The sequence below is a fragment of the Burkholderia sp. Bp9004 genome (assembly GCF_003858025.1).
Lineage (GTDB): Bacteria > Pseudomonadota > Gammaproteobacteria > Burkholderiales > Burkholderiaceae > Burkholderia > Burkholderia diffusa.
The window spans coordinates 42,153-66,281 of sequence record NZ_QTQD01000020.1; the positions used below are offsets into that span (position 1 = coordinate 42,153).

24 protein-coding genes are annotated in these 24,129 nt (G+C 67.0%); 5 read left to right on the top strand and 19 right to left on the bottom strand.

Annotation, left to right across the window (positions count from 1 at the left end; genetic code table 11):
• Positions 1-11: 11 nt before the first annotated feature.
• Both DIE08_RS21475 and DIE08_RS36730 read left to right on the top strand, forming a co-directional pair.
• Complete coding sequence (locus DIE08_RS21475; protein ID WP_124903471.1) at positions 12-1,232, top strand: cupin domain-containing protein; 1,221 nt, start codon at positions 12-14, stop codon at positions 1,230-1,232.
• 54 nt (positions 1,233-1,286) lie between these two features.
• Entirely contained in the window at positions 1,287-1,532 is a 246-nt protein-coding gene (locus DIE08_RS36730) for a hypothetical protein (protein ID WP_011657350.1), read from the top strand.
• 318 nt (positions 1,533-1,850) lie between these two features.
• Here DIE08_RS36730 and DIE08_RS21490 read toward each other — a convergent pair whose 3' ends face one another.
• From DIE08_RS21490 to DIE08_RS21540, 10 genes are all read right to left on the bottom strand, one after another.
• Entirely contained in the window at positions 1,851-2,627 is a 777-nt protein-coding gene (locus DIE08_RS21490; protein WP_124903473.1) for an MBL fold metallo-hydrolase, read from the bottom strand.
• 4 nt (positions 2,628-2,631) lie between these two features.
• Positions 2,632-3,777, bottom strand: coding sequence for an outer membrane protein assembly factor BamC (bamC, locus tag DIE08_RS21495; RefSeq protein ID WP_124903475.1), 1,146 nt, complete (start codon positions 3,775-3,777; stop codon positions 2,632-2,634).
• 111 nt (positions 3,778-3,888) lie between these two features.
• On the bottom strand, positions 3,889-4,791 hold the full coding sequence (dapA, locus tag DIE08_RS21500; RefSeq protein WP_059608385.1) for a 4-hydroxy-tetrahydrodipicolinate synthase: 903 nt from the start codon (positions 4,789-4,791) through the stop codon (positions 3,889-3,891).
• 47 nt (positions 4,792-4,838) lie between these two features.
• Positions 4,839-5,441: a bifunctional 2-polyprenyl-6-hydroxyphenol methylase/3-demethylubiquinol 3-O-methyltransferase UbiG gene (locus tag DIE08_RS21505; protein ID WP_059608386.1), complete on the bottom strand. Its 603-nt coding sequence runs from the start codon at positions 5,439-5,441 to the stop codon at positions 4,839-4,841.
• A 9-nt stretch (positions 5,442-5,450) separates the two neighbouring features.
• Entirely contained in the window at positions 5,451-6,653 is a 1,203-nt protein-coding gene (locus DIE08_RS21510) for a tryptophan--tRNA ligase (protein ID WP_044847993.1), read from the bottom strand.
• 8 nt (positions 6,654-6,661) lie between these two features.
• On the bottom strand, positions 6,662-7,324 hold the full coding sequence (locus DIE08_RS21515; RefSeq protein WP_059608387.1) for a site-2 protease family protein: 663 nt from the start codon (positions 7,322-7,324) through the stop codon (positions 6,662-6,664).
• 45 nt (positions 7,325-7,369) lie between these two features.
• Complete coding sequence (locus DIE08_RS21520) at positions 7,370-8,002, bottom strand: L-threonylcarbamoyladenylate synthase (RefSeq protein WP_059535812.1); 633 nt, start codon at positions 8,000-8,002, stop codon at positions 7,370-7,372.
• A 72-nt stretch (positions 8,003-8,074) separates the two neighbouring features.
• Positions 8,075-8,905 carry a 3',5'-nucleoside bisphosphate phosphatase gene (locus DIE08_RS21525; protein ID WP_059535814.1) on the bottom strand — a complete coding sequence of 277 codons (831 nt, stop codon included), beginning with the start codon at positions 8,903-8,905 and terminating at the stop codon, positions 8,075-8,077.
• Between the two features lie 79 nt (positions 8,906-8,984).
• On the bottom strand, positions 8,985-9,875 hold the full coding sequence (locus DIE08_RS21530; protein ID WP_124903477.1) for an alpha/beta fold hydrolase: 891 nt from the start codon (positions 9,873-9,875) through the stop codon (positions 8,985-8,987).
• Between the two features lie 200 nt (positions 9,876-10,075).
• The gene (locus tag DIE08_RS21540; protein WP_124903479.1) at positions 10,076-10,933 is read right to left on the bottom strand and encodes a ferritin-like domain-containing protein; all 858 of its coding nucleotides are present in this window, start codon (positions 10,931-10,933) and stop codon (positions 10,076-10,078) included.
• Between the two features lie 130 nt (positions 10,934-11,063).
• On the opposite strand from DIE08_RS21540, the gene DIE08_RS21545 reads away from it, so the two are divergent.
• The 3 genes from DIE08_RS21545 (at position 11,064) to DIE08_RS21555 (ending at position 13,063) form a co-directional block, all read left to right on the top strand.
• Positions 11,064-11,588 (top strand): gamma carbonic anhydrase family protein, encoded by a 525-nt coding sequence (locus tag DIE08_RS21545; RefSeq protein WP_059608392.1) that lies wholly within the window; start codon positions 11,064-11,066, stop codon positions 11,586-11,588.
• Positions 11,589-11,613: 25 nt separating this feature from the next.
• Positions 11,614-12,564, top strand: coding sequence for an Hsp33 family molecular chaperone HslO (hslO, locus tag DIE08_RS21550; RefSeq protein ID WP_059535822.1), 951 nt, complete (start codon positions 11,614-11,616; stop codon positions 12,562-12,564).
• Positions 12,565-12,703: 139 nt separating this feature from the next.
• Positions 12,704-13,063 (top strand): hypothetical protein, encoded by a 360-nt coding sequence (locus tag DIE08_RS21555; RefSeq protein ID WP_124903481.1) that lies wholly within the window; start codon positions 12,704-12,706, stop codon positions 13,061-13,063.
• A 95-nt stretch (positions 13,064-13,158) separates the two neighbouring features.
• Here the strand turns inward: DIE08_RS21555 and ftsB are convergent, their stop codons facing one another.
• The 9 genes from ftsB to DIE08_RS21600 all read right to left on the bottom strand — a co-directional run bounded on the left by ftsB (position 13,159) and on the right by DIE08_RS21600 (position 24,076).
• On the bottom strand, positions 13,159-13,584 hold the full coding sequence (ftsB, locus tag DIE08_RS21560; RefSeq protein ID WP_059608395.1) for a cell division protein FtsB: 426 nt from the start codon (positions 13,582-13,584) through the stop codon (positions 13,159-13,161).
• 82 nt (positions 13,585-13,666) lie between these two features.
• Positions 13,667-14,950 carry a phosphopyruvate hydratase gene (gene eno, locus DIE08_RS21565; protein WP_011885396.1) on the bottom strand — a complete coding sequence of 428 codons (1,284 nt, stop codon included), beginning with the start codon at positions 14,948-14,950 and terminating at the stop codon, positions 13,667-13,669.
• A gap of 106 nt (positions 14,951-15,056) precedes the next feature.
• Positions 15,057-15,911 carry a 3-deoxy-8-phosphooctulonate synthase gene (gene kdsA, locus DIE08_RS21570; RefSeq protein WP_044848177.1) on the bottom strand — a complete coding sequence of 285 codons (855 nt, stop codon included), beginning with the start codon at positions 15,909-15,911 and terminating at the stop codon, positions 15,057-15,059.
• Positions 15,908-17,566 (bottom strand): CTP synthase, encoded by a 1,659-nt coding sequence (locus DIE08_RS21575; protein ID WP_059464180.1) that lies wholly within the window; start codon positions 17,564-17,566, stop codon positions 15,908-15,910. The genes kdsA and DIE08_RS21575 overlap by 4 nt, the downstream gene beginning before the upstream one ends.
• A gap of 174 nt (positions 17,567-17,740) precedes the next feature.
• A complete protein-coding gene (locus DIE08_RS21580) occupies positions 17,741-18,586 on the bottom strand; it encodes an alpha/beta fold hydrolase (RefSeq protein ID WP_124622334.1) in 846 nt (281 codons plus the stop codon).
• A gap of 85 nt (positions 18,587-18,671) precedes the next feature.
• Positions 18,672-21,164: a DNA internalization-related competence protein ComEC/Rec2 gene (locus tag DIE08_RS21585; RefSeq protein ID WP_124903483.1), complete on the bottom strand. Its 2,493-nt coding sequence runs from the start codon at positions 21,162-21,164 to the stop codon at positions 18,672-18,674.
• Between the two features lie 54 nt (positions 21,165-21,218).
• Positions 21,219-22,007, bottom strand: a complete 789-nt coding sequence (locus DIE08_RS21590; RefSeq protein ID WP_124903485.1) for a TatD family hydrolase — start codon at positions 22,005-22,007, stop codon at positions 21,219-21,221.
• A 64-nt stretch (positions 22,008-22,071) separates the two neighbouring features.
• Positions 22,072-22,767 (bottom strand): lipoprotein-releasing ABC transporter ATP-binding protein LolD, encoded by a 696-nt coding sequence (lolD, locus tag DIE08_RS21595; protein WP_124903487.1) that lies wholly within the window; start codon positions 22,765-22,767, stop codon positions 22,072-22,074.
• A gap of 55 nt (positions 22,768-22,822) precedes the next feature.
• Positions 22,823-24,076, bottom strand: a complete 1,254-nt coding sequence (locus DIE08_RS21600; RefSeq protein ID WP_059608400.1) for a lipoprotein-releasing ABC transporter permease subunit — start codon at positions 24,074-24,076, stop codon at positions 22,823-22,825.
• Positions 24,077-24,129 lie beyond the last annotated feature (53 nt).

Genomic DNA, 24,129 nt, shown 5'->3' on the forward strand with positions numbered 1-24,129 from the left:
CTCATTATACGATGCGCAACCGGTCTCAAGCCGAACCGCGGGATGCCGCTGCCGCCCCGCTCGGCGCGCCGCCTTCCGATCTTCCCACACCGCTGCTCGGCGGCCTCTCGCCGGCGCAATTCATGCGCCGCTACTGGCAGAAGAAGCCGCTGCTGATCCGCCAGGCGATCCCCGGCGTGAAGCCGCCGGTGACGCGCGACTCACTGTTCGAGCTGGCAGCCGACTATGACGCCGAATCGCGACTGATCACCCATTTTCGTAACAAGTGGCAACTGGCCCACGGTCCCTTCGAGCCGGGCGCGCTGCCTGCCGTTTCGCGAAAGTCCTGGTCCTTGCTCGTGCAGGGGCTCGACCTGCACGTGGACGCGGCACGCGCGCTGCTCGACCGCTTCCGCTTCATCCCGGACGCACGCCTCGACGACCTGATGATTTCGTACGCGACCGACGGAGGCGGCGTCGGCCCGCACTTCGACTCGTACGACGTATTCCTGCTACAGGTCGAGGGCCGGCGCCGTTGGCGCATCGGTGCGCAGAAGGACCTGTCGCTGCAGCCGGACGTCCCGTTGAAGATCCTCGAGCATTTTGAGCCGAGCGACGAGTGGGTGCTGGAGCCGGGCGACATGCTGTACCTGCCGCCGCACATCGCGCACGACGGCGTGGCCGAAGGCGAATGCATGACCTGCTCGATCGGCTTTCGGGCGCCGTCCGCCGGGGAGCTGGGCGCGCAATTCCTGTATTACCTCGCGGAGCGCGGCGGCCTGCGCGACGAGCGTGGCGACGCGCTTTACCGCGACCCGAAGCAGCCGGCGGTCGACACCCCGGCGCAACTGCCGCCGGCGATGGTCGAGCGCGTCGCCGAGATCGTCGATGCGATCCGCTGGCGCAAGCGTGACGTCGCCGAATTCCTCGGTTGCTACCTGAGCGAACCCAAATCGAACGTCGTATTCGAGCCGCCGGCGCGCCCGCTGTCCGAGGCCGCGTTCGTCGCGCAGGCGTCGCGCCGGGGCGTGTATCTCGACAGACGGGCCGCATTGATGTATAACGCGCGCTCGTACTTCATTAATGGCGAGGAAGAACCGCTCGAGCACGCCGGCGAATGGCTGCCCGAACTGGCCAATCTGCGCCACATGGAGGCGAAACGGTTTGTAACACTATCCCGGGTTCCCTCAATGACAGCCTTGCTGCACGAGTGGTATTGTGCGGGCTGGATACGGGTCGGAAACCGGATTTAGTGAGCCGCCCCGTATGCCCGTGCAGATCAAATTCTGTATGGGAAAGACAACGTATTGACCCCGCATTTGTCGACGGTCGATAGGAAAGTGCATATAATTTCCGCCCAAGCCGTAGGGAAGATTCACGCTCTAGAAGTGCGTCTCCACCAGCGGCCCAGGTCGGTGTTGGAGCACATTACCGGTATTGTTTCGCGCTGTTGCTTACCTTTAACCATAAAAGGACGTGATCATGAAGAAATCCCTCCTCGTAGCTTCCCTGTTGGCTGCTGTTGCACTGGCTGCTTGCAACAAGAGCGCTGATCAAGCTGCTTCGTCGGCTGCTAGCGACGCATCGGCTGCTGCTTCGTCGGCTGCTTCGGCAGTTGCTGGTGCTGCGAGCGACGCAGCTGCTGCTGCTTCGTCGGCTACGGCTGCTGCGAGCGACGCAGCTGCTGCTGTGGCGTCGGCTGCTTCGGCAGCGACGGCTGCTCCGGCTTCGGGCGCAAGCCAGTAAGCCTCAGCATCAGCTGAAAAAAAACCGGCCCTTCGGGCCGGTTTTTTTACGTCTGTCGGTTGCGCGCATCGTATCCGGCGGCTGGACCGGCCAAGAGCCGTCCTGTGCGCCGATCCTGCGCCCGCTCAGCCGAGCGTCAGCCAGTCGAAGCCCGCGTCCTGCGTGGCCACGACCACTTCCTCCCCGTCCGTTCCCAGCACGCCGGCCAATGCCTGGCGGGCCAGCTCGGGCCGGTTGTTCTGCTGGCTCAGGTGCGCCGCGACAAGGTGCTGGAGGCGGCTGCGTTCGAGCGATGCGAGGATGCCCGCGGCGGCGGCGTTGCTCAGGTGGCCGTGATTGCCACCGATCCGCGCCTTCAGCGACTGCGGATAGCGGCTCCCGGCGAGCATCTCGGTATCGTGGTTGGATTCGAGCACCAGCGCGTCACAACCGCTCAGAACGGCCGTGATATGCGGCGTGGCCATCCCGACGTCGGTCAGCACGCCGAGCCGGCGGCAACCGTCCATGAAGACGAACTGGAGCGGTTCCCGCGCGTCATGGGGCACCGTATATGGCATCACGGCCAGATCGCGAATCGCGGCTGTCTCGTCGCCCCACAACACGCGGAGATCGACATCGGCTTCGTCCGCGCCCACCGCGCGTGCCGTGCCCCAGCTCATGTAGAGCGGCAGCGACCCGCGCCGCGCGAGCGTCAGCGCGCTGCCGACGTGGTCACTGTGTTCGTGGGTGATGAGGATCGCATCGAGATCGTCGATGCCGAGATTCAGGCGGCCGAGGCGGCGCTCGACCTCCTTCGCTGAAAAACCGCAGTCGAGCAGCACGCGGGTGGTCGTCGTGCCGCTCGCGACCTCGACGACCAGCGCGTTGCCTTCGCTGCCGCTACCGAGGCTGGCGAAGCGCACGCGATCAGTTCAACTGGGCGTGCAGCAGCGAAATGATCCGCTGCGCGTCCGACGAGTTGTCGACCTTGCCGGTCGCGTCGACCACCGCGACCTGCGTGCCGCCACTGCCCTGCGCGCGCACGTTGACCAGATATTCCTTGCCCGGCTTCGCCGCCGACGGGCCGCCGTAGAACAGCTTGCCGAACAGCCCGTCGCGCTTGAGCTCTTCCATCGTGTTCGCGTAACGGACCGTGTACAGGCCCTTCTCGCGGTCGCGATTGTCGACCGCGAAGTTGGTGCGGTCGAGCGCGAGACCGACGCGCAGCCACGCACGGTCGAACGATTCCGCCAGTTGCAGCGTCGCGGCACCGCTGCTCGTATCGCTCACCTGCGCCGGCGCCGTCGCGGGACGCGCATCGGTCAGCAGTTGCTTCGCCTGCGCGTCGCTCAGGCCGAACTTCTGCATCAGCTTCGTCAGGAACACAGCCTCGAGCACCGGATTGCGCGGACGCTCTTCCCAGCGCGACGACGTGCCGCCCTGCGGGCCGACCATCATTTCCTCCATCGCGCTGTGCGTGATCGAGATGTCGGTGTTGCCGTCCGGCGTGCGGTTCACGAGCGTGCGGAAACGGTCGCGCGTGCCCGACGAGTACGCGAAGTCGATGACCTTGCCGATCGTGCGGCGGAACCAGTCATCGGGAATGTTCGCGCGGTTCTCGGCCCAGTCGGTGGCCATGATGCCGGTCGACGGTGCGTCGGTCTTCAGCGAGAAGCCATTCTCCTGCCAGAATTCCTTCAGGATCGGCCACAGCTGCTCGGGCGAGCGCCCGTCCACGACGAGCCAGCGGCGGTCGCCGTCGCGCTCGATATGCATGCCGAGCGGATCCTGCGCGCTCGGGACACCGTCGGTCGCGTTGCCGGCGGCCGTCGTCGCCCGCGGCGGCAGCGTGCCGAGACCAGCGTTGCTCGGCGGCGCGACGAACTGCTGGGTCGTCGGCACCGGCTTCAGGTCGCTCGGCACCGCGAGCGGCGGCGCCGAACCCGTGTTCTTGTAGTTGACCCGGTCTGGAGCCAGATAATCGTTCAGCGTATCGCAGCCGGCGAGCGCGCCCAGCGCCAGCGCCACCACCGAAACCTGGATGGCGCGAGAGGAAAAGGCGAAACGTTTCATGAAATCCTTCGTCTTGCTAGAACGCTCGTCAGGAGCGGCGCCGGACGGAGCCGGCCGGTGCGGGTTGATGAGGGGTCGAGCCGGCGGCCGCAGGACGCGGCCGCCTGGGCATCAGAGGACGCCGGCCTCGACGAGGGCCGAACGCACGACGTCGTGACAGCGCTCGTCGAGCGGCGTGAGCGGCAGGCGGATGCCGCCCTGCATCTTGCCCATCGCCTGCAGCGCCCACTTCACCGGAATCGGGTTCGCCTCGACAAACAGGTTCTTGTGCAGCGACAGCAGCTTCATGTGCAGCTCGCGCGCCGTTGCGACGTCGCCGGCCAGCGCCGCGCGGCACAGGTCGCTCATCGCGCGCGGCGCGACGTTCGCCGTCACCGAGATGTTGCCGTGGCCGCCGAGCAGCATCAGCGCGATCGCGGTCGGATCGTCGCCGCTGTAGATCGCGAAATGCTTCGGCGCGGCCTTGATCAGGTGCGCGGCGCGATCGATGTTGCCGGTCGCGTCCTTCACACCGATGATGCCCGGCACCTGAGCGAGGCGCAGCGTCGTCTCGTGCGCCATGTCCGCGACCGTACGGCCGGGCACGTTGTACAGAATCACCGGCAGGTCGACCGCCTCGGCGATCATCTTGAAGTGCCGGTACATCCCTTCCTGCGTCGGCTTGTTGTAGTACGGCACGACCTGCAGCGTCGCGTCGGCGCCGACGGCCTTCGCATGCTTCGTCAGTTCGATCGCTTCGGCGGTCGAGTTGCCGCCCGCGCCCGCGATGATCGGGATGCGCTTCGCCGCATGCTCGACCGCCGTGCGGATCATCAGGATGTGCTCTTCAACGTTGAGCGTTGCCGACTCGCCGCTCGTGCCGACCACGACGAGTGCGTCGGTGCCTTCCGCGATGTGCCAGTCGATCAGTTTGCGAAACGCCGGCAGGTCAAGACTGCCGTCTTCGAGCATAGGGGTGACGATCGCGGGGATGCTGCCGCGGATTTGAATGCCGTCTTGGGTGCCGTTAGCCATGAAACGCGATTGATTGTTGTACCGGTAAACGTTGAGATTGTAGCGGATTAGCCGGGCAGTTCGTAACGTGGAATTCCCGCCCCCGCTGTCGGGGTCGCGCCCTCGCGTACCGCGCAGATGCGCTGCACGAACGCCTCGCGCGGCGCGGCGACGAATCCGTCCTCGTACGCAACCACCCGCAGGCGGCCACGCACCGCGTCCAGCAACTCGCCCGGGGCGAGCAGGAACGCAGGATTGGACGGCTTGCCGACCGTTTCGTTTCCTTGCGCGAAGGTTTCGTAGATCAGCACGCCGCCCGGCGCCACCGCATCGAGCAGTCGGGGCCAGAGCGGGCGATGCAGATAATGGGTGACGATCACCGCCGCGAACGACGCACCGGCCGGCAGCGGCCAGGGCGCGCCCTCGAGATCGGCGTCGCGCACATCGACACCAGGAATCGCGCGCAATGCGGCCAGCGCGGCCGCATCGCGGTCGAGCGCGACGACTGGATGCCCGTGCGACGCAAACCAGCGTGCATGGCGACCACCGCCCGCGGCGACGTCGAGCACCGTGCCGCTCGCCGGAACGAGTCGTGACCAGCGGGCGACCCAGCGCGACGGTTCGGTCTGGGCCACGTGGCCGCCCGCGGCGGCAATCACAGGTTCGCGCATGCCGTCAGATCAGGTGTACGACAGGCCCATCGCCTCGCGCACGTCGCGCATCGTCTCGACCGCGTGCTTGCGCGCCTTGTCGCAGCCGTCCGCGACGATCGCGCGCAGCAGCGACGGATCGTCCATGTACTTCTGTGCGCGCTCGAGCATCGGCTGCTGTTCGCGCAGGATCCCTTCGACCACCGGCTGCTTGCAGTCGAGGCAGCCGATGCCCGCCGAGCGGCAGCCGCTCTGCACCCACTGGTGCGTCGCTTCGTCCGTATAGACCTGATGCAGCTGCCACACCGGGCACTTGTCCGGATCGCCCGGATCGGTGCGGCGCACGCGTGCCGGATCGGTCGGCATCGTGCGGACCTTCTTCGTGATCGTCTCCGCATCCTCGCGCAGGCCGATCGTATTGCCGTACGACTTCGACATCTTCTGGCCGTCGAGACCCGGCATCCGGGACGCTTCGGTCAAAAGCGCCTGCGGCTCGACCAGGATGATCTTGCGCGCGCCTTCGAGATAGCCGAACAGGCGCTCGCGGTCGCTCATCGACAGGCTCTGCGATTCCTGCAGCATCGCGCGCGCCTGTTCGAGCGCCTCGTCGTCGCCTTCCTGCTGGTACGCGTTGCGCAGCTCGTGATAAAGCTTCGCGCGCTTGCCGCCGAGCTTCTTCGCGGCTTCGAGCGCCTTCTCCTCGAAGCCCGGCTCGCGGCCGTACAAGTAGTTGAAGCGGCGTGCGATCTCGCGCGTCATCTCGACGTGCGGCACCTGATCCTCGCCGACCGGCACGAGCGAGCCGCGATACAGCAGGATGTCGGCCGCCATCAGTACCGGGTAGCCGAGGAAGCCGTAGGTCGACAGGTCCTTGTCCTTCAGCTTCTCCATCTGCTCCTTGTAGGTCGGCACGCGTTCGAGCCAGCCGAGCGGCGTGCTCATGCCGAGCAGCAACGCGAGTTCCGCATGTTCGGGCACCTTGCTCTGGATGAACAGCGTCGCCTGCGCCGGATCGATACCGGACGCGAGCCAGTCGATCAGCACGTCCCACACGTTCTTCTCGATGACCTCGGGTGTTTCGTAGTGCGTCGTCAGCGCATGCCAGTCAACCACGCAGAAGAAGCACGGGTACTCGGACTGCAGCTTCACCCAGTTTTTCAGCACGCCGTGGTAGTGGCCGAGGTGCAGCGACCCGGTGGGTCGCATGCCGGAGAAAATACGATCTGGGAACATGATTGTCGTTAGAAAAGCGAGGCGAAGGGAGACAGGATGGCGCTCAGCACGCCGGCCGCGGCATTCACGAGCGGCCGCAGCCAGAAGTTCGTCAGCACGCCCGTCGAGACCAGCACGAGGACGATGATGAAACCGTAAGGCTCGATTCGCGACAGCGCGATCGATTGCTTCGGCGGCAGCAGCGCCGCCAGGATGCGGCCGCCGTCGAGCGGCGGCAGCGGAAACAGGTTCAGCACGCCGAGCACCAGGTTCGCGCTAACGCCTGCGTAGGCCATCCGCGTGAAGAACGGCTCGTCGATGCCGGCAGCGGGCAGCACGATGGTCAGCACGCCCCAGATCAGTGCCTGCACGAAGTTGCAGGCCGGGCCAGCCAGCGACACCCACAGGCTGCCCCAGCGCGGATCGCGCAGGTTGCCGAACGATACCGGCACCGGCTTCGCATAGCCAAACAGGAACGCGCCGCCCGTCAGGAAATACATCGCGAGCGGGATCGCGATCGTGCCGAGCGGATCGATGTGGCGCATCGGGTTGAACGACACGCGCCCCATCATGTAGGCGGTGTTGTCGCCGAGCAGGCGCGCGGCATAGCCGTGCGCAGCCTCGTGCAACGTGATCGCGAAGATCACGGGCAGCGCGTAGACGGCGATGGTCTGTATCAGGGAAGCGTCCATATTGCGTTATTGTAACAAGCGCACTCGCGCAAAAATGAATGGCGCTTACGCGGCCGAAAGCCCGAACGGTTCGAGCGCACCGCGCCCGGCACGCACGAGCTGCGGCTCGTCGCCCGTCAGGTCGATCACCGTCGACGGTTCGCGCGGACACGCACCACCGTCGATCACGAGATCGACCTGCTTCTCGAGCCGCGCGCGGATGTCGTCAGGATCGTTGAGCGGCTCGTCGTCCGGCGGCAGGATCAGCGTCGTGCCAAGCAGCGGCTGTCCGAGCGATTCGAGCAGCGCGAGCGTGATCGCGTGATCGGGCACGCGCAGCCCGATCGTCTTGCGCGACGGGTGCGACAGACGACGCGGCACTTCCTTCGTCGCCTGCAGGATGAACACGTACGGGCCCGGCGTCACCGACTTGATCTGCCGGTACTGACGATTGTCCACCATCGCGAAGTTGGCCAGTTCCGACAGGTCGCGCACGAGCAGTGACAGGTGCTGCTTCTCGTCGAGGCCGCGGATGCGGCGCACGCGCTCGACTGCATCCTTGTCATCGAGGTGGCACGCGAGCGCGTAGCTCGAATCGGTCGGCATCGCGATCACGCCGCCCTTGCTGACGATGTCCGCGGCCTGCTTGATCAGGCGCGGCTGCGGATTATCCGGATGAATCCTGAAGAACTGGGACATGGGGACACGTAAAGAGGGAGAAGTCGGATGCGCGCCTCGACGGCAGCGCCAGCGGCAAGCAGCCGCGGTACGTCAGAGCCAGCGCTCCCAGAGCGGTTTCAGGTCGGGCGGCAAAGGCGGCAGGCTGCCGAGCTCGATGCGGCCCTCGCCCGGCGCATGGAAATCCGAGCCGCGCGACACCTCGAAGCCGAAGCGGCGCGCGACGTCCGCGTATTCGCGGTACTGGTCGGGCGTGTGGCTGCCCGTAATGACCTCGATCGCGCGGCCGCCGAGATCGATGAATTCACCGAAAAACGCATCGAATTCGACCGGCGTGTAGCGGTAGCGGCCCGGGTGCGCGACCACGGCCTCGCCGCCCGCCGCGCGAATCCATGCAACGGCGTCGGACAACGTCGCCCAGCGGTGCGGGACGAACCCGGGCTTGCCGTCGCCGAGCAGGCGGTCGAACACATCGGAGGTCGATTCGGCATGGCCGTTCTCGACCAGGAAGCGCGCGAAGTGGGTGCGCGAGATCAGGTCGGGATTCGATACGTACTTCAGCGCGCCTTCGTACGCGCCGGGAATGCCGAGCGTCTCGAGCTGCGCGGCAATCGCCCGCGCACGCGCGGCGCGGCCGTGGCGCGTGCGGTAGAGGCCGTCGACGAGCGTCGGGTTCGACGGATCGATGTGCAGCCCGACGATATGCACGGTGCGCGACGCCCACGTGACCGAAATCTCGACGCCGCTCAGGTAGCGCATCCCCAGCGCCTCCGCCTCGCTGCGCGCTGCCGCCTGGCCGCCGATCTCGTCGTGGTCGGTCAGCGCCCACAGGGTCACGCCGCCGGCATGGGCGCGGCGCGCGACGTCGGCAGGCGACAGCAACCCGTCGGAAACATTCGAATGGCAGTGGAGATCAGCGTTCATTGTCGATATGGCAGGTGAAGCTTCATTCTACTGCAATGCGGCAATTGCGCCGCCCGCCTGCCCCGCCGCCGCCACACGCCTACGCGCAGAACGCCTCGATCAGCGCCGCGATCTGCTCCGGCTGGTCGTGATGAACCATGTGGCCGGCATCCTCGACGAGCTTTTCGCGCCAGTCGGGGAACGCGCCGAAGCGCGCCTTGAACTCCGGCAGCGGGATGTCGCCGGCGAGATACGCGAGCGTCGGCGAATTGACGGCCTCGATGTGCAGCACCTTCGCGCGCACCTGCTTCCAGACGGCCATCACCTCGTCGAGCCGGTACAGCTGCGGGCCCGCCATCTTGTGCGCGGGGTCCGCCAACAGGTGGTAGAGGCCGTCATCGCCACGCTTCGACCAGTGCGCGGCGAGGAACGCGGCGCGGTGCGGATCGAGCCGCGGATTGGTCTTGATCAGCCGGGCCGCCACGTCGTCGAGCGACGTGTACGGGCGCAACACGGGCGGCTCGCGCAGCTCGTCAAGCCAGCCGCGCAGCCGGCGCGGCGCCTGCTCGGCCCGCGCGGGGGCGAGCCCGAACCCTTCGAGGTCGACCACGCGCCGCACGCGCTCCGGGCGCGCGCCCGCGTACAGGCACACGACGTTGGCCCCCATGCTGTGCCCGACCAGATTGACTTCGCCGGTGGGTGCATAGTGATCGACGAGCGCATCGAGGTCGCCCAGGTACTCGTGGAACCAGTAATGACCGCCGCCCTGTCTCGCGACCGGCCAGTCGGACAGGCCGAAGCCGCGTGCATCCGGCGCGATCACTTGCCAGTCGCCCGCGAGCGCGTCGACGACGAACTGGAACGATGCCGCGACGTCCATCCAGCCATGCAGCATGAACAGCGTCGGCGCATCGGGCCGGCCCCAGCGCCGCACATGCAGCTTGACGCCGCGCACCGTGACGAAATCGGAAACAGAACTCGAGGCACTCATTGCAGCCGCCAAAAAAAGAATGATCGTTCGATTATAGCGATGACGCCTCCATTCCGGCGCCTGGCAGTCGAGGCAGCTCTCTAGCGACGGCGCGCGGAATCGGCCTGTCGGACGCCGCGGACATGCTGCCGGACGATCCGCGAGGCCGACGCAGCGACAGCCTTCGCCCGCCCGCCGGGAGCCGGCGGCGCCCGGACGTGCTAGCCCGCCGCGTTGCCGTCCGCCGCGTCCTGCGCGGCGAGCTCGTCCAGCTCCGCCTGCTCGAATCCCGCGGTGCGGCGCGCGTCGAAATTGAACGGGCCGCGCAGCCGCGGCGCATGGTACTGCTCGGCGAGCTCGCGGTAGGCCGGCACCGGATCGCGGCCGGCCTCGTCGCACAGGTACCGGAACCAGCGATTCCCGATCGCGACGTGGCCGATCTCGTCGCGCAGGATCACGTCGAGGATCGCCGCGGACGCATCGTCGCCCGCCTGCACGAGCCGCGCCCGGATCGGCGGCGACGCGTCGAGTCCGCGCGCCTCGAGCGTGCGCGGCACGAGCGCCATCCGCGCGAGCGGATCGGCCTTGGTCCGCTCGCACATCTCCCACAGCCCGTTGTGCGCGGGAAAATCCCCGTACGCATGCCCGAACTCGGCGAGCCGCGCGGACAACAGCGTGAAGTGATGAGCCTCCTCGGCCGCGACCTTCAGCCAGTCCGCATAGAATGCGCCGGGCATCCCGGCGAAGCGCCACACGGCGTCGAGCGCGAGGTTGATCGCGTTGAATTCGATATGCGCGAGGGCGTGCAGCAGCACCGCGCGCCCCGCGGGCGAGCGCATGCTGCGGCGCTCGAGCTCGCGCGGCTCGACGAGCGGCGGGCGCGCCGGACGGCCGGGCAGGTCGGTCGGTTCGTCCAGATCGAGCGTCGGTGCGATCGTGGCCTGCCGGGCCAGCAGCGCGTCATGCAGCGCGCGGACCCGAGCGGCCTTCGCGGCCGGCTCGGACATCCGCAGGGCGTCCAGCGCGGCGCGACGCACGCAGTGTGGCGCAGCCATGAAAGAAGAAGGCTCCATGTTCATCAAACCGGGCACCGCCAGTGCGCATGCACGCGACGGTTTACAATGTACGTTTGTGCCGTCACGCAATGCACCCGGCACGCCAGACGCGCCATTCTACCGGCGCCCATCATCGAAGAGACCAGGAGACTCCGTGACGATCTACAAACTGGGCGAGACGGCCCCGACGATCCACGAAAGCGTATTCGTCGCCGATACGGCGGCCATCATCGGCAAGGTCGTGCTCGAGGAAAACGCGAGCGTATGGTTCGGCGCGACGATTCGCGGCGACAACGAGACGATCTCGGTCGGTGCCGGCAGCAACGTCCAGGAAGGCGCGGTCCTGCATACGGACCCCGGATTTCCTCTGACGATTGCCGAAAACGTGACGATCGGGCACCAGGCGATGCTGCACGGATGCACGATCGGGGAAGGTTCGCTGATCGGGATTCAGGCGGTGGTCTTGAATGGAGCGGTCATCGGCCGCAACTGTCTGGTTGGTGCCGGCGCGGTCGTGACAGAAGGCAAGACGTTCCCGGACAACTCGCTGATTCTCGGCGCCCCGGCGAAAGTCGTGCGCGAGCTGTCGGCAGACGACATCGCGCGGCTGCGCGCAAATGCGAAGACGTACGTCGAACGACGCGCGCATTTCAAGGAGCAACTCGTGCGGATCGGCTGATTCGCGCGGATTTCAAGGAAGAAGAGTGAGCGACCAGTTACAGAAATTCATGTTCAATTCGGCACCCGTGCGCGGCGAGATCGTGTCGCTGCGCAACACGTGGCAAGAGGTGCTTTCCCGCCGTGACTACCCTGCCCCGGTGCGCACGGTGCTCGGCGAGATGATGGCTGCGTGTGCGCTGCTGTCCGCGAACCTGAAATTTCACGGCACCCTGATCATGCAGATCTTCGGCGACGGGCCGGTCCAGATGCTGGTCGTCCAGTGCGGCTCGGACCTGTCGATGCGCGCCACGGCCAAGTTCGCCGGCGACGTCGCGCAGACGATCGGCGACGACACGCACTTCGCGTCGCTCGTCAACGCGAGCGGCCACGGCCGATGCGTGATCACGCTCGACCCGGCCGAGAAGCTGCCGGGCCAGCAGCCGTACCAAGGCATCGTGCCGCTGAACGGCGTCGACGGTCCGCTCGAATCGGTATCGCAAGTGCTCGAGCATTACATGCATCACTCGGAGCAGCTCGACACGCGGCTGTGGCTCGCGGCCGATCGCGACCGCGCGGTCGGCATGCTGCTGCAGAAGCTGCCGGGCGACGGCGGCATCGTGCCGCGCAACGCCGAGACCGACGCCGACACGTGGGAGCGCGTCTGCACGCTCGGCGGCACGCTGTCCGCGAAGGAATTGCTCGAGGTCGAACCGGAAGTCGTGTTCCGTCGGCTCTTCTGGCAGGAAAACGTGCAGCACTTCGACCCGGCCGGTACGCGCTTCCAGTGCTCGTGCTCGCGCGAGAAGGTCGGCGCGATGCTGCGCATGCTCGGGCGCGACGAAGTCGACAGCGTGATCGTCGAGCGCGGTCACGTCGAGATCCACTGCGAGTTCTGCAACCAGCGCTACGAGTTCGATCCCGTCGACGTCGCGCAGCTGTTCGCCGCGCCGGAACTCGCGACCGGCATCACGCCCGCGACCGATCAGCGTCACTGAGCGAGCGGCGCGCCCGTGCCGGCCATGCACGGCGCGGGTGCATAATGACGCACGAGCGTCGCACGCAACGGCCCAGGCGCCGGAGGTCCGCCTTCGGCACAAACCGCTTTCCGCTGTCGGCGCGCTGCTGGAGAAACACATGAATCGCCCGTTCCGCACCCTCGTCCTGACCAGTGTCGCAGCCGGCACACTGGCCCTCGCCGGCTGCGCGGTGCAGCCGCCTTCGTCGACGATCCTGAGCCGCCTGCCCGAACCGGGCGCTTCGGCCGGCCAGCCGCCCGCACTGTCGAGTGCGGAGCGCAAACGCTACGACGAGATCGACCGGCAAGCGCTGCGCGAGCAGAACGACGCGATGGCGGCGGAGGCCGCCGCGCGCGCGTGGGCGTATTACTCGCCGCCCCCCGTGACCGTCTACGGCGGCTATTACGGCGGCGGTTGGGGAAACCGGTGGGGCACCGGCATCGGATATGGCTACGGTTATCCGGGCTGGTGGTGGTGATGCGTGACGCGTGTCGACCGATTCGATTGACGACTGGCAGGAAATAAAAAAGCGCGGCATTTCCCGCGCTTTTTCAATGGTTCGGACTCCCGCGCTCAGTGATGCGCGGCTTTGCCCTTCTCGCCGCCATGATGCCGCGATGGCTTCGCGATCGACTGCGGGTTCGGCACGACACGCACGGGCGCGGCGGAAACGGTACCGCGCGTCGACATGCTCGAAGGCGTGTTGTTCAGCGGCGCCGCCGGCGCATTCGGCGACACGAACTGCACGAATACTTCGCCGTCCTTCACCATGCCCATCTCGTAGCGCGCGCGCTCCTCGATGGCCGCGGTACCGCCCTGCAGATCCTGCACTTCGCCCGCGATCCGTTCATTGCGCAGCTTCTCGTCCGCGTTCTTCTGCAGTTGATCGCCGAGTTGCTGGCGCAATTCATGCACCCGCAACCAGCCGCCGTGTCCCCACCATAGGGGGTACTGAATGAGCGCCAGCAAGGCAATCAGGACGACAGTGACAAGCCGCATGTAGAAGACGCAGATATAAGAAGCGCCGCTCCGCGCGACATGCACAGAGCGGCGTCGAGATGACGAACCCGATAGTAGCGCGTTAGCGCAGGTTATAGAAAGCCGATTTGCCCGGGTAGCTCGCGATATCGCCGAGGTCTTCCTCGATGCGCAGCAGCTGGTTGTACTTCGAGATGCGGTCGCTGCGCGACAGCGAACCCGTCTTGATCTGACCGGCGTTCAAGCCGACCGCGATGTCCGCGATCGTCGAATCTTCCGTTTCACCCGAGCGGTGCGAGATCACGGCCGTGTAGCCCGCGCGCTTCGCCATTTCGATTGCCGCGAACGTTTCGGTCAGCGTACCGATCTGGTTGATCTTGATGAGGATCGAGTTCGCGATACCCTTCTCGATGCCTTCCTTCAGGATGCGCGTGTTCGTGACGAACAGGTCGTCACCGACGAGCTGCACCTTCTTGCCGAGGCGCTCGGTCAACAGCTTCCAGCCGTCCCAGTCGCCTTCGTGCATGCCGTCCTCGATCGACACGATCGGGAACTTGTCGGCGAGCGTCGCGAGGTAGTCGGTGAATTCGGCCGACGACAGTTGCAGGCCTTCGCCCGCGAGCTGGTACTTGCCGTCGTGGTAGAACTCGGATGCCGCGCAGTCGAGCGCGAGCAGCACGTCTTCGCCCGCACGGTAGCCGGCCTTCTCGATCGCCTGCAGGATCGTCGACAGGCACTCGTCGTTGCTGCCGAAGTTCGGCGCGAAGCCGCCTTCGTCGCCGACTGCCGTGCTCATGCCGCGGTCGCTCAGGATCTTCTTCAGCGCGTGGAACACTTCCGCGCCGCAACGCAGGGCTTCACGGAACGTCGGCTGGCTCACCGGGACGATCATGAATTCCTGGATGTCGAGGCTGTTGTTCGCGTGCGCGCCGCCGTTGACGATGTTCATCATCGGGACGGGCAGCTGCATCGCGCCCGAGCCGCCGAAGTAGCGGTACAGCGGCAGGCCGGCTTCTTCAGCGGCTGCCTTCGCGACGGCCATCGACACGGCCAGCATCGCGTTCGCGCCGAGGCGCGACTTGTTGTCGGTGCCGTCCAGCTCGAGCAGCGTCTTGTCGAGGAACGCCTGTTCCGACGCGTCGAGGCCCATGATGGCTTCGGAGATTTCGGTGTTGATATGCTCGACTGCCTTCAGCACGCCCTTGCCGTTGTAGCGGCCGGCTTCGCCGTCGCGCAGTTCGATCGCTTCACGCGAGCCGGTGGACGCGCCCGACGGCACCGCCGCGCGGCCCATCGTGCCCGATTCGAGCAGCACGTCGCATTCGACGGTGGGGTTGCCGCGCGAATCCAGAATCTCGCGGCCGATGATATCTACGATTGCACTCATGGGTTTCCTCTGAGAATGACGATGGATTCTTCAAACTGCGACGGCGCGCGCGCCTGAACCGCTTTCGCTACTGACGCGCGAAGCCGTCACAAGGTTCATTCGATCTTTAATTGAAATCGTTTTCCAGGAACGGATTGCGCTTCACCGCCTGATCGAGCGTGACGAGCGTCTCCAGCAGCGCACCCATCCGGTTCAGCGGCACCGCGTTCGGGCCGTCCGACTTCGCCTCGGCCGGATTCGGGTGCGTTTCCATGAAGAGGCCCGCGACGCCCGTCGCGACCGCCGCACGCGCGAGCACCGGCACGAATTCGCGCTGGCCGCCCGAGCTCGTGCCCTGCCCGCCCGGCAGCTGCACCGAGTGGGTCGCGTCGAACACGACCGGCGCGTTCGTCTCGCGCATGATCGCGAGCGAACGCATGTCGGACACAAGGTTGTTGTAGCCGAACGAGACGCCACGCTCGCACGCCATGAAGCGGTCTTCCGACAGACCTGCTTCACGCGCCGCGTCGCGCGCCTTGTCGATCACGTTCTTCATGTCGTGCGGCGCGAGGAACTGACCCTTCTTGATGTTGACGGGCTTGCCCGAGCGCGCGCACGCGTGGATGAAGTCGGTCTGGCGGCACAGGAATGCGGGCGTTTGCAGCACGTCGACGACCGACGCGACCTGCTCGATCTCTTCGATCGAATGCACGTCGGTCAGCACCGGCAGGCCGAGCTGACGCTTCACCTCGCCGAGGATCCGCAGCCCCTCGTCCATTCCGAGGCCGCGAAACGACTTGCCCGAGCTGCGATTCGCCTTGTCGTAGGACGACTTGTAGATGAACGGAACGTTCAGCTTCTCGCAGATCTCCTTCAGGCGGCCCGCCGTGTCGATCGTCATTTGCTCCGATTCGACGACGCAGGTACCCGCGATCAGGAAGAAAGGCTGGTCGAGACCGACCTCGAAATCGCACAGCTTCATGCTTGCACTCCACGCGCTTGCTTGTTGGCGAGCGCGGCTTCGACGAACGACTTGAACAGGGGATGACCGTCACGCGGCGTGGACGTGAATTCCGGGTGGAACTGGACGCCGACGAACCACGGGTGCATCGAACGCGGCAGCTCCATCATTTCCGGCAGATCCTCGCTCGGGGTACGGGCGCTGATGATAAGGCCGCCGGCTTCGAGCTGGGGCACGAAGCGGTTATTGACTTCATAACGGTGGCGGTGACGCTCGTTCACGTCCTTGCCATAGATCTCTTCGGCCATCGTGCCGGGCTTGATCGGGCAACGTTGCGAGCCGAGGCGCATCGTGCCGCCGAGATCGGATTCCTCGGTGCGCGTCTCGACCTTGCCTTCGCGGTCGTACCACTCGGTAATCAGCGCGACCACGCGTTCCGGCGTATCCGGATCGAATTCCGTGCTGTTCGCCTGCTTCAGGCCGACGACGTCGCGTGCGAATTCGATCACCGCAAGCTGCATGCCGAGGCAGATGCCGAGGTACGGCACCTTCGACTCGCGCGCGTAGCGGATCGCGGCGATCTTGCCTTCCGTGCCACGACGGCCGAAACCGCCCGGCACCAGCACGGCGTCGAGATGCTTCAGGCTATCGACACCGTTCGTCTCGATCTCTTCCGAGTCGATGTACTCGATGTTGACCTTGGTCGACGTGTGCAGCGATGCGTGGCGCAGCGCCTCGATCAGCGACTTGTACGACTCGGTCAGGTCGACATACTTGCCGACCATACCGATCGTGACTTCGTGCTTCGGGTTTTCCAGCTTCTCGACGAGCGCCGACCACATGCTCAGGTCGGCGTCCTTCGGCGACAGCTTCAGCTCTTCGCAGATGATCCGGTCGAGGCCCTGGTCGTGCAGCATCTGCGGAATCTTGTAAATGCTGTCGGCGTCCCACACCGAGATCACGGCGTCTTCCGGCACGTTCGAGAACATCGAGATCTTCTTCGATTCGTCGTCGGGGATGCGGCGATCCGCACGGCACAGCAGCACGTGCGGCAGGATGCCGATCTCGCGCAGCTTCTGCACGCTGTGCTGGGTCGGCTTCGTCTTCAGCTCGCCGGCCGTCGCGACGTACGGCACGAGCGTCAGGTGCACGAAGCACGCGCTGTTGCGACCGAGGCGCAGGCTCATCTGGCGCGCGGCCTCGAGGAACGGCAGCGACTCGATGTCGCCGACCGTGCCGCCGATCTCGACGATCGCGACGTCCGGCTCGCCGCAGGTGGCAGATGCCGCCCCGCGCTCGATGAACGCCTGGATTTCGTTCGTGATGTGCGGAATCACCTGCACGGTCTTGCCGAGATAGTCGCCGCGGCGTTCCTTGCGGATCACCGATTCGTAGATCTGGCCGGTCGTGAAGTTGTTGGCCTTGCGCATCTTCGTGCTGATGAAGCGCTCATAGTGGCCGAGGTCGAGGTCGGTCTCCGCTCCGTCTTCCGTCACGAACACTTCGCCGTGCTGGAACGGGCTCATCGTGCCGGGGTCGACGTTGATGTAGGGATCGAGTTTGAGGAGGGTGACTTTCAGACCGCGCGATTCGAGGATCGCGGCGAGGGAGGCGGCGGCAATACCCTTGCCGAGGGAAGAAACTACGCCGCCGGTGACGAAAACATATTTGGTCATCGCTGAATGCTCGCGGGAAAAACGGATTATACCGTAAAGCCCGCCCTTCTCTCAGCAATTGACGCGATGATCCTGCCCTTTCGCGCTGTGCCACGCCAACCGTGCGCGCCGGGGCGAACCGGCCGTCCGGTCGGTGCAACCGCGCACGCCGGCGCGGTGCACCGGACCGATGCGTCAGGCGCTTTTCGCGAGCGCCGCACTGTCGCGCGGCACGCCACCCTCCGCCATCTTCAGCGAACTCAGCATCCGCTGCAATGCGCGGGCCGTCTCGATCGGCCGCTCCATCGGGAACAGGTGGCTGCCCTCGAGCCATTCGATGCGCCCGCGCGCCGCACGACGCGTCGCATCGAGCCCGACCTGCCGCACTTCGCGCGAGCGCGTACCGGCGAGAAAGCCGAGCGGCACCGGCGCGCCGTGCGCGAGCCGCGGGCCGAGCGTATGCGGCAGCGTCCGGTAGATCAGGTATTCGACCTGCCGGTCGAACGCGAGGACGCGTTCGCCGTCGGCGCCCGCCTGCGGAATGCCGTAGTCGATGTAGTCGGACAGCATCCGCTCGTCCCAGCGCGCGAACGCGGGTTTCTCGTGAAAGTGCCGCCAGGCTTCGTCGCGGCTCACCCAGCGCGTACGCCGGTTGCGCGTCGCGGCCGCCGGCGACAGCCGCTCGTCGAGCCCGGCCCACTGGCTCGCGCGCAATGCGCCGGCGCGCCATCCCGCGATGATCGGCGAATCGATCATCACCACGCCGCGCACCCAGTGCGGCTTCTTCAGCGCAGCCATCAGCGACAGGTAGCCGCCGAGCGAATGGCCGACGAGCCAGACCGGGCGCTCGTAGCGGCTGCCGATGTCGTCGAGCAGTTGCTCGACGAGATGCGGCCAGTCGCGCGTTACCGGGTAGCGGCGGTCGTGACCGATGCGCTCGATGTAGCGCAGCTCGTAGTCGTCTGCCAGCTCGGCGAAGATCGTCCGGTACGTCGATGCCGGAAAACCGTTCGCATGCGAGAAATGGAGGATGTCCTTCAAACGCCGATGTCTCCTTTGCCGGCGGGAGTCAGTGCTTCAGCACTTCCTCCGGCCTCCTCATTCTTGACCCGCGCCATCGCGACGCTCACCGGTCCATCCAGTACCGCCGCTGCGCATCGCGATGACGCTCAAACGCGAAACCGCCGCCCGTCGGGGCGACGTCGAACCTCACGGCCCCGTCGCGATCGGTGCGCGGCAGCGGAATCCCGCGCATTTCGTAGCGCGCAAGGACCGTCCGGTGCGGATGTCCGAATCGATTGCGATAGCCTACAGGAAATACCGCGACGCGCGGCCCGACCGAATCGAGGAAAGGCTCGACCGACGACGTGCGGCTGCCGTGGTGCGGCACAACGAGGATCTGCGCGGCCAGCGCGTCGCGCGCATCGTCCACCAGCCGGCGCTCGGCGCGTGCCTCGATGTCGCCCGTCAGCAGCGCCGACGTGTCGCCCGCGTCGATGCGCAGCACGCACGATTGTTCGTTCGAGGAACCAGCGCCGGCAACACCCGGCGGCCACAACATCGTGAATACGACGCCGTCCCAGGTCCACCGCTGCCCGGCCGCGCACGGCAGCCGATCGGCCACGCCGGCCGCCCGCGCGTCACGCCACAGCCGGTGCTGCGGCGCAATGCCGGCGAGCAGCTGGCGGACCTCGGCGGCCGCATAGACGGCCGCCGCGCCGCCCGCGTGATCGGCGTCCGCATGACTCAGGACGAGCGAATCGACGGTATGGATTCCGCGGGCACGCAATGCCGGCGCGACGATCCGCGCACCGGCATGGGTCGACTCCGCCCCCGGCCCCGCATCGAACAGCAAGGTCCGGCGCGCGGTCTCCACCAGCACCGACGCGCCCTGCCCGACATCGAGCACGGTCAGCCGGAAGCCGCCAGGCGGCGGCGCATCGGGTGCCGGCGCGACCAGCGGCAGCCATGTCATCGGCGCCGCCCAGCGCAGCGGCCAGCCGCGCGGCATCAAGACCCACGCGACACCCACGCACGCAAGCGCCAGAACCGGCCAGTCGGGCATGCGCAGCCAGAACACGCCAGCCGGCCAGTCGGCGAGGTGCCGGAGCAGCGCCATCATCGGTTCGAGCGCCGCATGCGCGAGCCGGAACGCATGTGCGTCCAGCGGCGCGGGCAACCCGATCCCGGCGAGCACGATCGGCGTCACGACGGCGCTGACCCACGGGATCGCAAACGCATTGCCGAACGGGCCCGATACCGAGATCTGAGCGAACCACGCGGCCGTCAGCGGCGCAAGACCGATCGTCACCGCGTACTGCACGCGCGTCGCCTGCGCGACACGGCGCCCGGCACGCTTGCACCAAGCGCGCAGCCTGCGCCAGCGGTCGAGCGGGGCAGTACCGTCCGTCCCACGGTCGTCACCGTCGTCGAATTCGCGCACCGCGCCCCAGCCCGCCACGGACATCAGGATTACGGCGACCGCGCCAAAAGACAGCCAGAACCCGGCCGACACCACCGCCCACGGATCGACAAGCAGCACGCCGCCGAGCGCCGCGCACAACACGGCGGACGTCGGCACGCTGCGTCCGGCAAGATAGGCAGCCGCCCCGGCCGCGATCATCCACCACGCGCGCTGCGCCGGCACGTTGAAGCCGGCAAGCGCCGCGTAGCCAGCGGCGGCCGTCAGCGCCGCCATCGAAGCCGCATAGGGCGCCGGCATCGCGAGCGCCGCGGCATGTCCGCGCCAGCGCAGACGTCGCCAGACCCACGATACGATCCCGCCCGCGATCGCGCCGACGAGTCCGACGTGCAGGCCCGAAATCGCGACCAGATGACTCGTGCCCGTATTGCGCAGCACGCGCCACGCGTCGTCGCCGATGCCGGATTGATCGCCGACCGCGAGCGCGGTCACGATGCCGCGATGGCGCGCGTCGCTGCCGAGCGCGTCACCGATACCGTTGCGCAGCGCGTCGCGCAGCCGATCGATCGACGCGCGCCACCCCGATGCACGTGCGTCGAGCAGTTCCGCCCGCTCGGTCGCGACCACATAGCCGATCGCACGAATGCCCGCGGCGAGCCACGCCGCCTCGCTGTCGCGCACGCCGGGATTCGCCTCGGCATGCGGGCGTTTCAGGCGCACGACGAGGCGCCAGCGCTGCGCGGCGCGCAAATCGGGCATCGCGTTGCGTGCGGCGGGCGCGCCGTAGGTGCGCCACGACAACCGGATCAGCGGAGGGAAACGGGCCAGCCCCGCATCGTTCGATTCGACGGCCAACAGCAGTCGCGCGCCGGTGTCGTCGATCACCGGCAACCCGCTGATCACGCCCGTGACGACGATGTCGCGCCCTTCCCGCTCGACAGGCAGGCCGTCACGCAGCCGCCATTCCGCGCGTGCGGCCGCATAGCCGAATCCGATCGCGCAGGCGGCGCAGGCGCACAGCATCCACCGGAGCGCGACGATCGAGCGGGTTCGACGGCGCCGTGTACACCATGCGAACAGCGCACCGCAACCGGCCAGCACGACCGCGCCGCCTACCCAGCCGCCCATGCCCGGCAACGCCGCCTGCCGCTGCAGCACGACGACGCCGAGCGCAAACGCGATCCACCACACGCGCATCGCACCTCCTCGTCGACCTGGCGCCGCCGTCGATGCGGCACCCTCCAGCAACGATTATGCGGACGAAAGTGCGAGGCGCGGCAGCGCGGCGAGCGCGTTAGCCGTTGTGGATAGGGACAGCGCGTGCGCGTCGATCCCGCGCAGTTCGGCGAGCACGCCGCCGATGCGCGGCACCTGGTCGGGCGCGTTGCGGGACTTGTACGCCCACTCGGGCGCGATGTCGGGCGCATCCGTCTCGACGACGATCGCGTCGAGCGGCAACTGCGCGGCGAGCCGCCGGATCTGCAACGCCCGTCCGAACGTCACGTTGCCGCCGAAACCGAGATGCAGCCCCTGTGCGAGATACGCGTCGGCCTGCTGGAAACTGCCGTTGAACGCATGTGCGATGCCGCGCCGCACGCCGAAGCGGCGCAGCCCGGCGAGCACGCGGTCCTGCGACTTGCGCACGTGGCACAGCACCGGCAGGTCGAATTCGCGCGCGAGCTTGAGCTGCCCCTGATAGAAGAATTGCTGGCGGTCCTCGTCGAGCCCCGGCACGAAGTAGTCGAGACCGATCTCGCCGATCGCGACGAAGCGCGGATCATCGAGGCTCGCCTCGATCTCCATGCGCAGGCGGTCGAGATCCTCGTCGCGCGCGTGCGGCGTATACATCGGATGGATGCCGAGCGCATAAACCGCACCCGGCGTGCGCTGGGCCAGTTCGCGCACGGTCGTGAAATTGTCGCACCCGACGCTTGGGATCACGATGCGCGACACGCCGGCCGCGCGCGCCGCATGCACGACGACGTCGCGGTCGGTGTCGAACTCGGCAGCATCGAGATGGCAATGCGTATCGATCCACATGGCGGCTTTCCTGCGCCCTCGCCGCCGTGCCGGGACTCGCCCGGCGGCACGGCGGGGCGTTCGTTCACACCGGCAGCGCCGGCTCCTCGTGCAGCACGCCGTCGCGCAGGCGCATGATGCGGTCGCAGCGCGCCGCGAGCTCGGGATCGTGCGTGACGATCACGAAGCTCGTTTCGAGCGTCTCGGACAGTTCGAGCATCAGGTTGAACACCGTGTCGGCGGTCGTGCCGTCGAGGTTGCCGGTCGGCTCGTCGGCGAGTACGCAAGCGGGCTTCGTCACCAGCGCGCGCGCGATCGCCACGCGTTGCCGCTCGCCGCCCGACAGCTCGCCCGGCCGGTGCTTCGCACGCGGGCCGAGACCGACGCGTTCGAGCATCGCCTGTGCCTGCGCGCGCGCGTCCTCGGTCGTCATCCGGCGGATGCGCAGCGGCATAGCGACGTTGTCGAGCGCGGTGAATTCCGGCAGCAGGTGATGGAACTGGTAGACGAAGCCGAGCGCGCGATTGCGCAGCTCGTTGCGTTCGCGCTCGGCGAGTTGCGTAAACGGCTTGCCGAGCAGCGACACTTCGCCCGCGCTCGGTTCGTCGAGGCCGCCCAGCACGTGCAGCAGCGTGCTCTTGCCGGAGCCCGACGCGCCGACGATCGCGAGCTTCTCGCCGCGCCGCACCGTCAATTCGGTGTTGTTGAGCACCTGCACGTTGAAGCCGCCCTGCACGAACGCCTTTGTGATCCCGCGCGCCTGAAGCACGTATTCCTGCATACCTGCCGAATCCTGTCTGATGGGTTGTCGTGAATCCGCCAATGCGGTCGCGCGATCATTCATAGCGCAGCGCCTCCGCCGGCTTCACCTTTGCGCCGCGCCAGCTCGGATAGAGCGTGGCGACCGCCGACAGCACGAACGCGATCAGGCCGATCTTGATGACGTCGCCCGCGACGAGCTCCGACGGCAGCTCGCTGATGAAGTACACCGACGGCGGCAGGAACTGCACGCCGAACAGATGCTCGATCATCGGGATCAGCCACGGAATGCTCCACGCGATCAGGCAGCCGAGCGCGACGCCCGACGCGGTGCCGACGAAGCCGATCGTCACGCCCTGCACGACGAAGATCTTCATGATCGAGCCGGGCTGCGCGCCGAGCGTGCGCAGGATCGCGATGTCGGCCTGCTTGTTGGTCACCGTCATCACGAGCGACGACACGAGGTTGAATGCGGCCACCGCGATGATCAGCGTGAGGATGATGAACATCATCCGCTTCTCGATCTGCACGGCCGAGAACCATGTCTTGTTCTGCTGGGTCCAGTCGCGGATGTACAGGCTGCCCGACAGCGTATGCGACAGCTCGACCGCGACCTGCGGCGCCTTCTGCATGTCGGTGAGCCGCAGCCGCACGCCGGTCGGCGCGGACATCCGGAACAGTGCCTCCGCGTCGCGGATGTTGATCATCGCGAGCGTGCTGTCGTATTCGTAGTGGCCCGACTCGAACACGCCGACCACCGTGAACTGCTTGAGTCGCGGCATCATCCCGGCCGGCGTGATCGTCCCTTCGGGCGCGACGAGCGTGACCTTGTCGCCGACCGTCACGCCGAGGTTGCCGGCGAGCGCGTCGCCGAGCACGATGCCGAACTGGCCGGGCACGAGCGCGGCGAGCTGGCCTGCCTTCATGTCCTTGCCGATGTCCGACACCTGCGGTTCGAGCGACGGCTCGACGCCGCGCAGCATCACGCCGCTCACCGCGTCCTGGCGCGTGAGCAGCGCCTGCGCGTCGACGTACGGCGCCGCGCCGACCACCGAAGTATTGCGCCGCGCTTCCTGCGCGGTCAGTTGCCAGTCGGGCATCGAGCCGGTCGGCGAGAACACCTCGACGTGCGCGAGCACCGACAGCATGCGGTCGCGCACTTCCTTCTGGAAGCCGTTCATCACGGACAGCACGACGATCAGCGCCGCGACGCCAAGCGCGATCCCGAGCATCGACACCAGTGCGATGAAGGAAATGAAGCCGTTGCCGGTCGTGCGTTTGCCGGCGCGCGTGTAGCGCCAGCCGATCTGCCATTCGTACGGAAGTTTCAAGCGAATCCTTTCTGCTGGTTACGGCGGGGATGGCGGCCCGTGGCCGGAGCGCC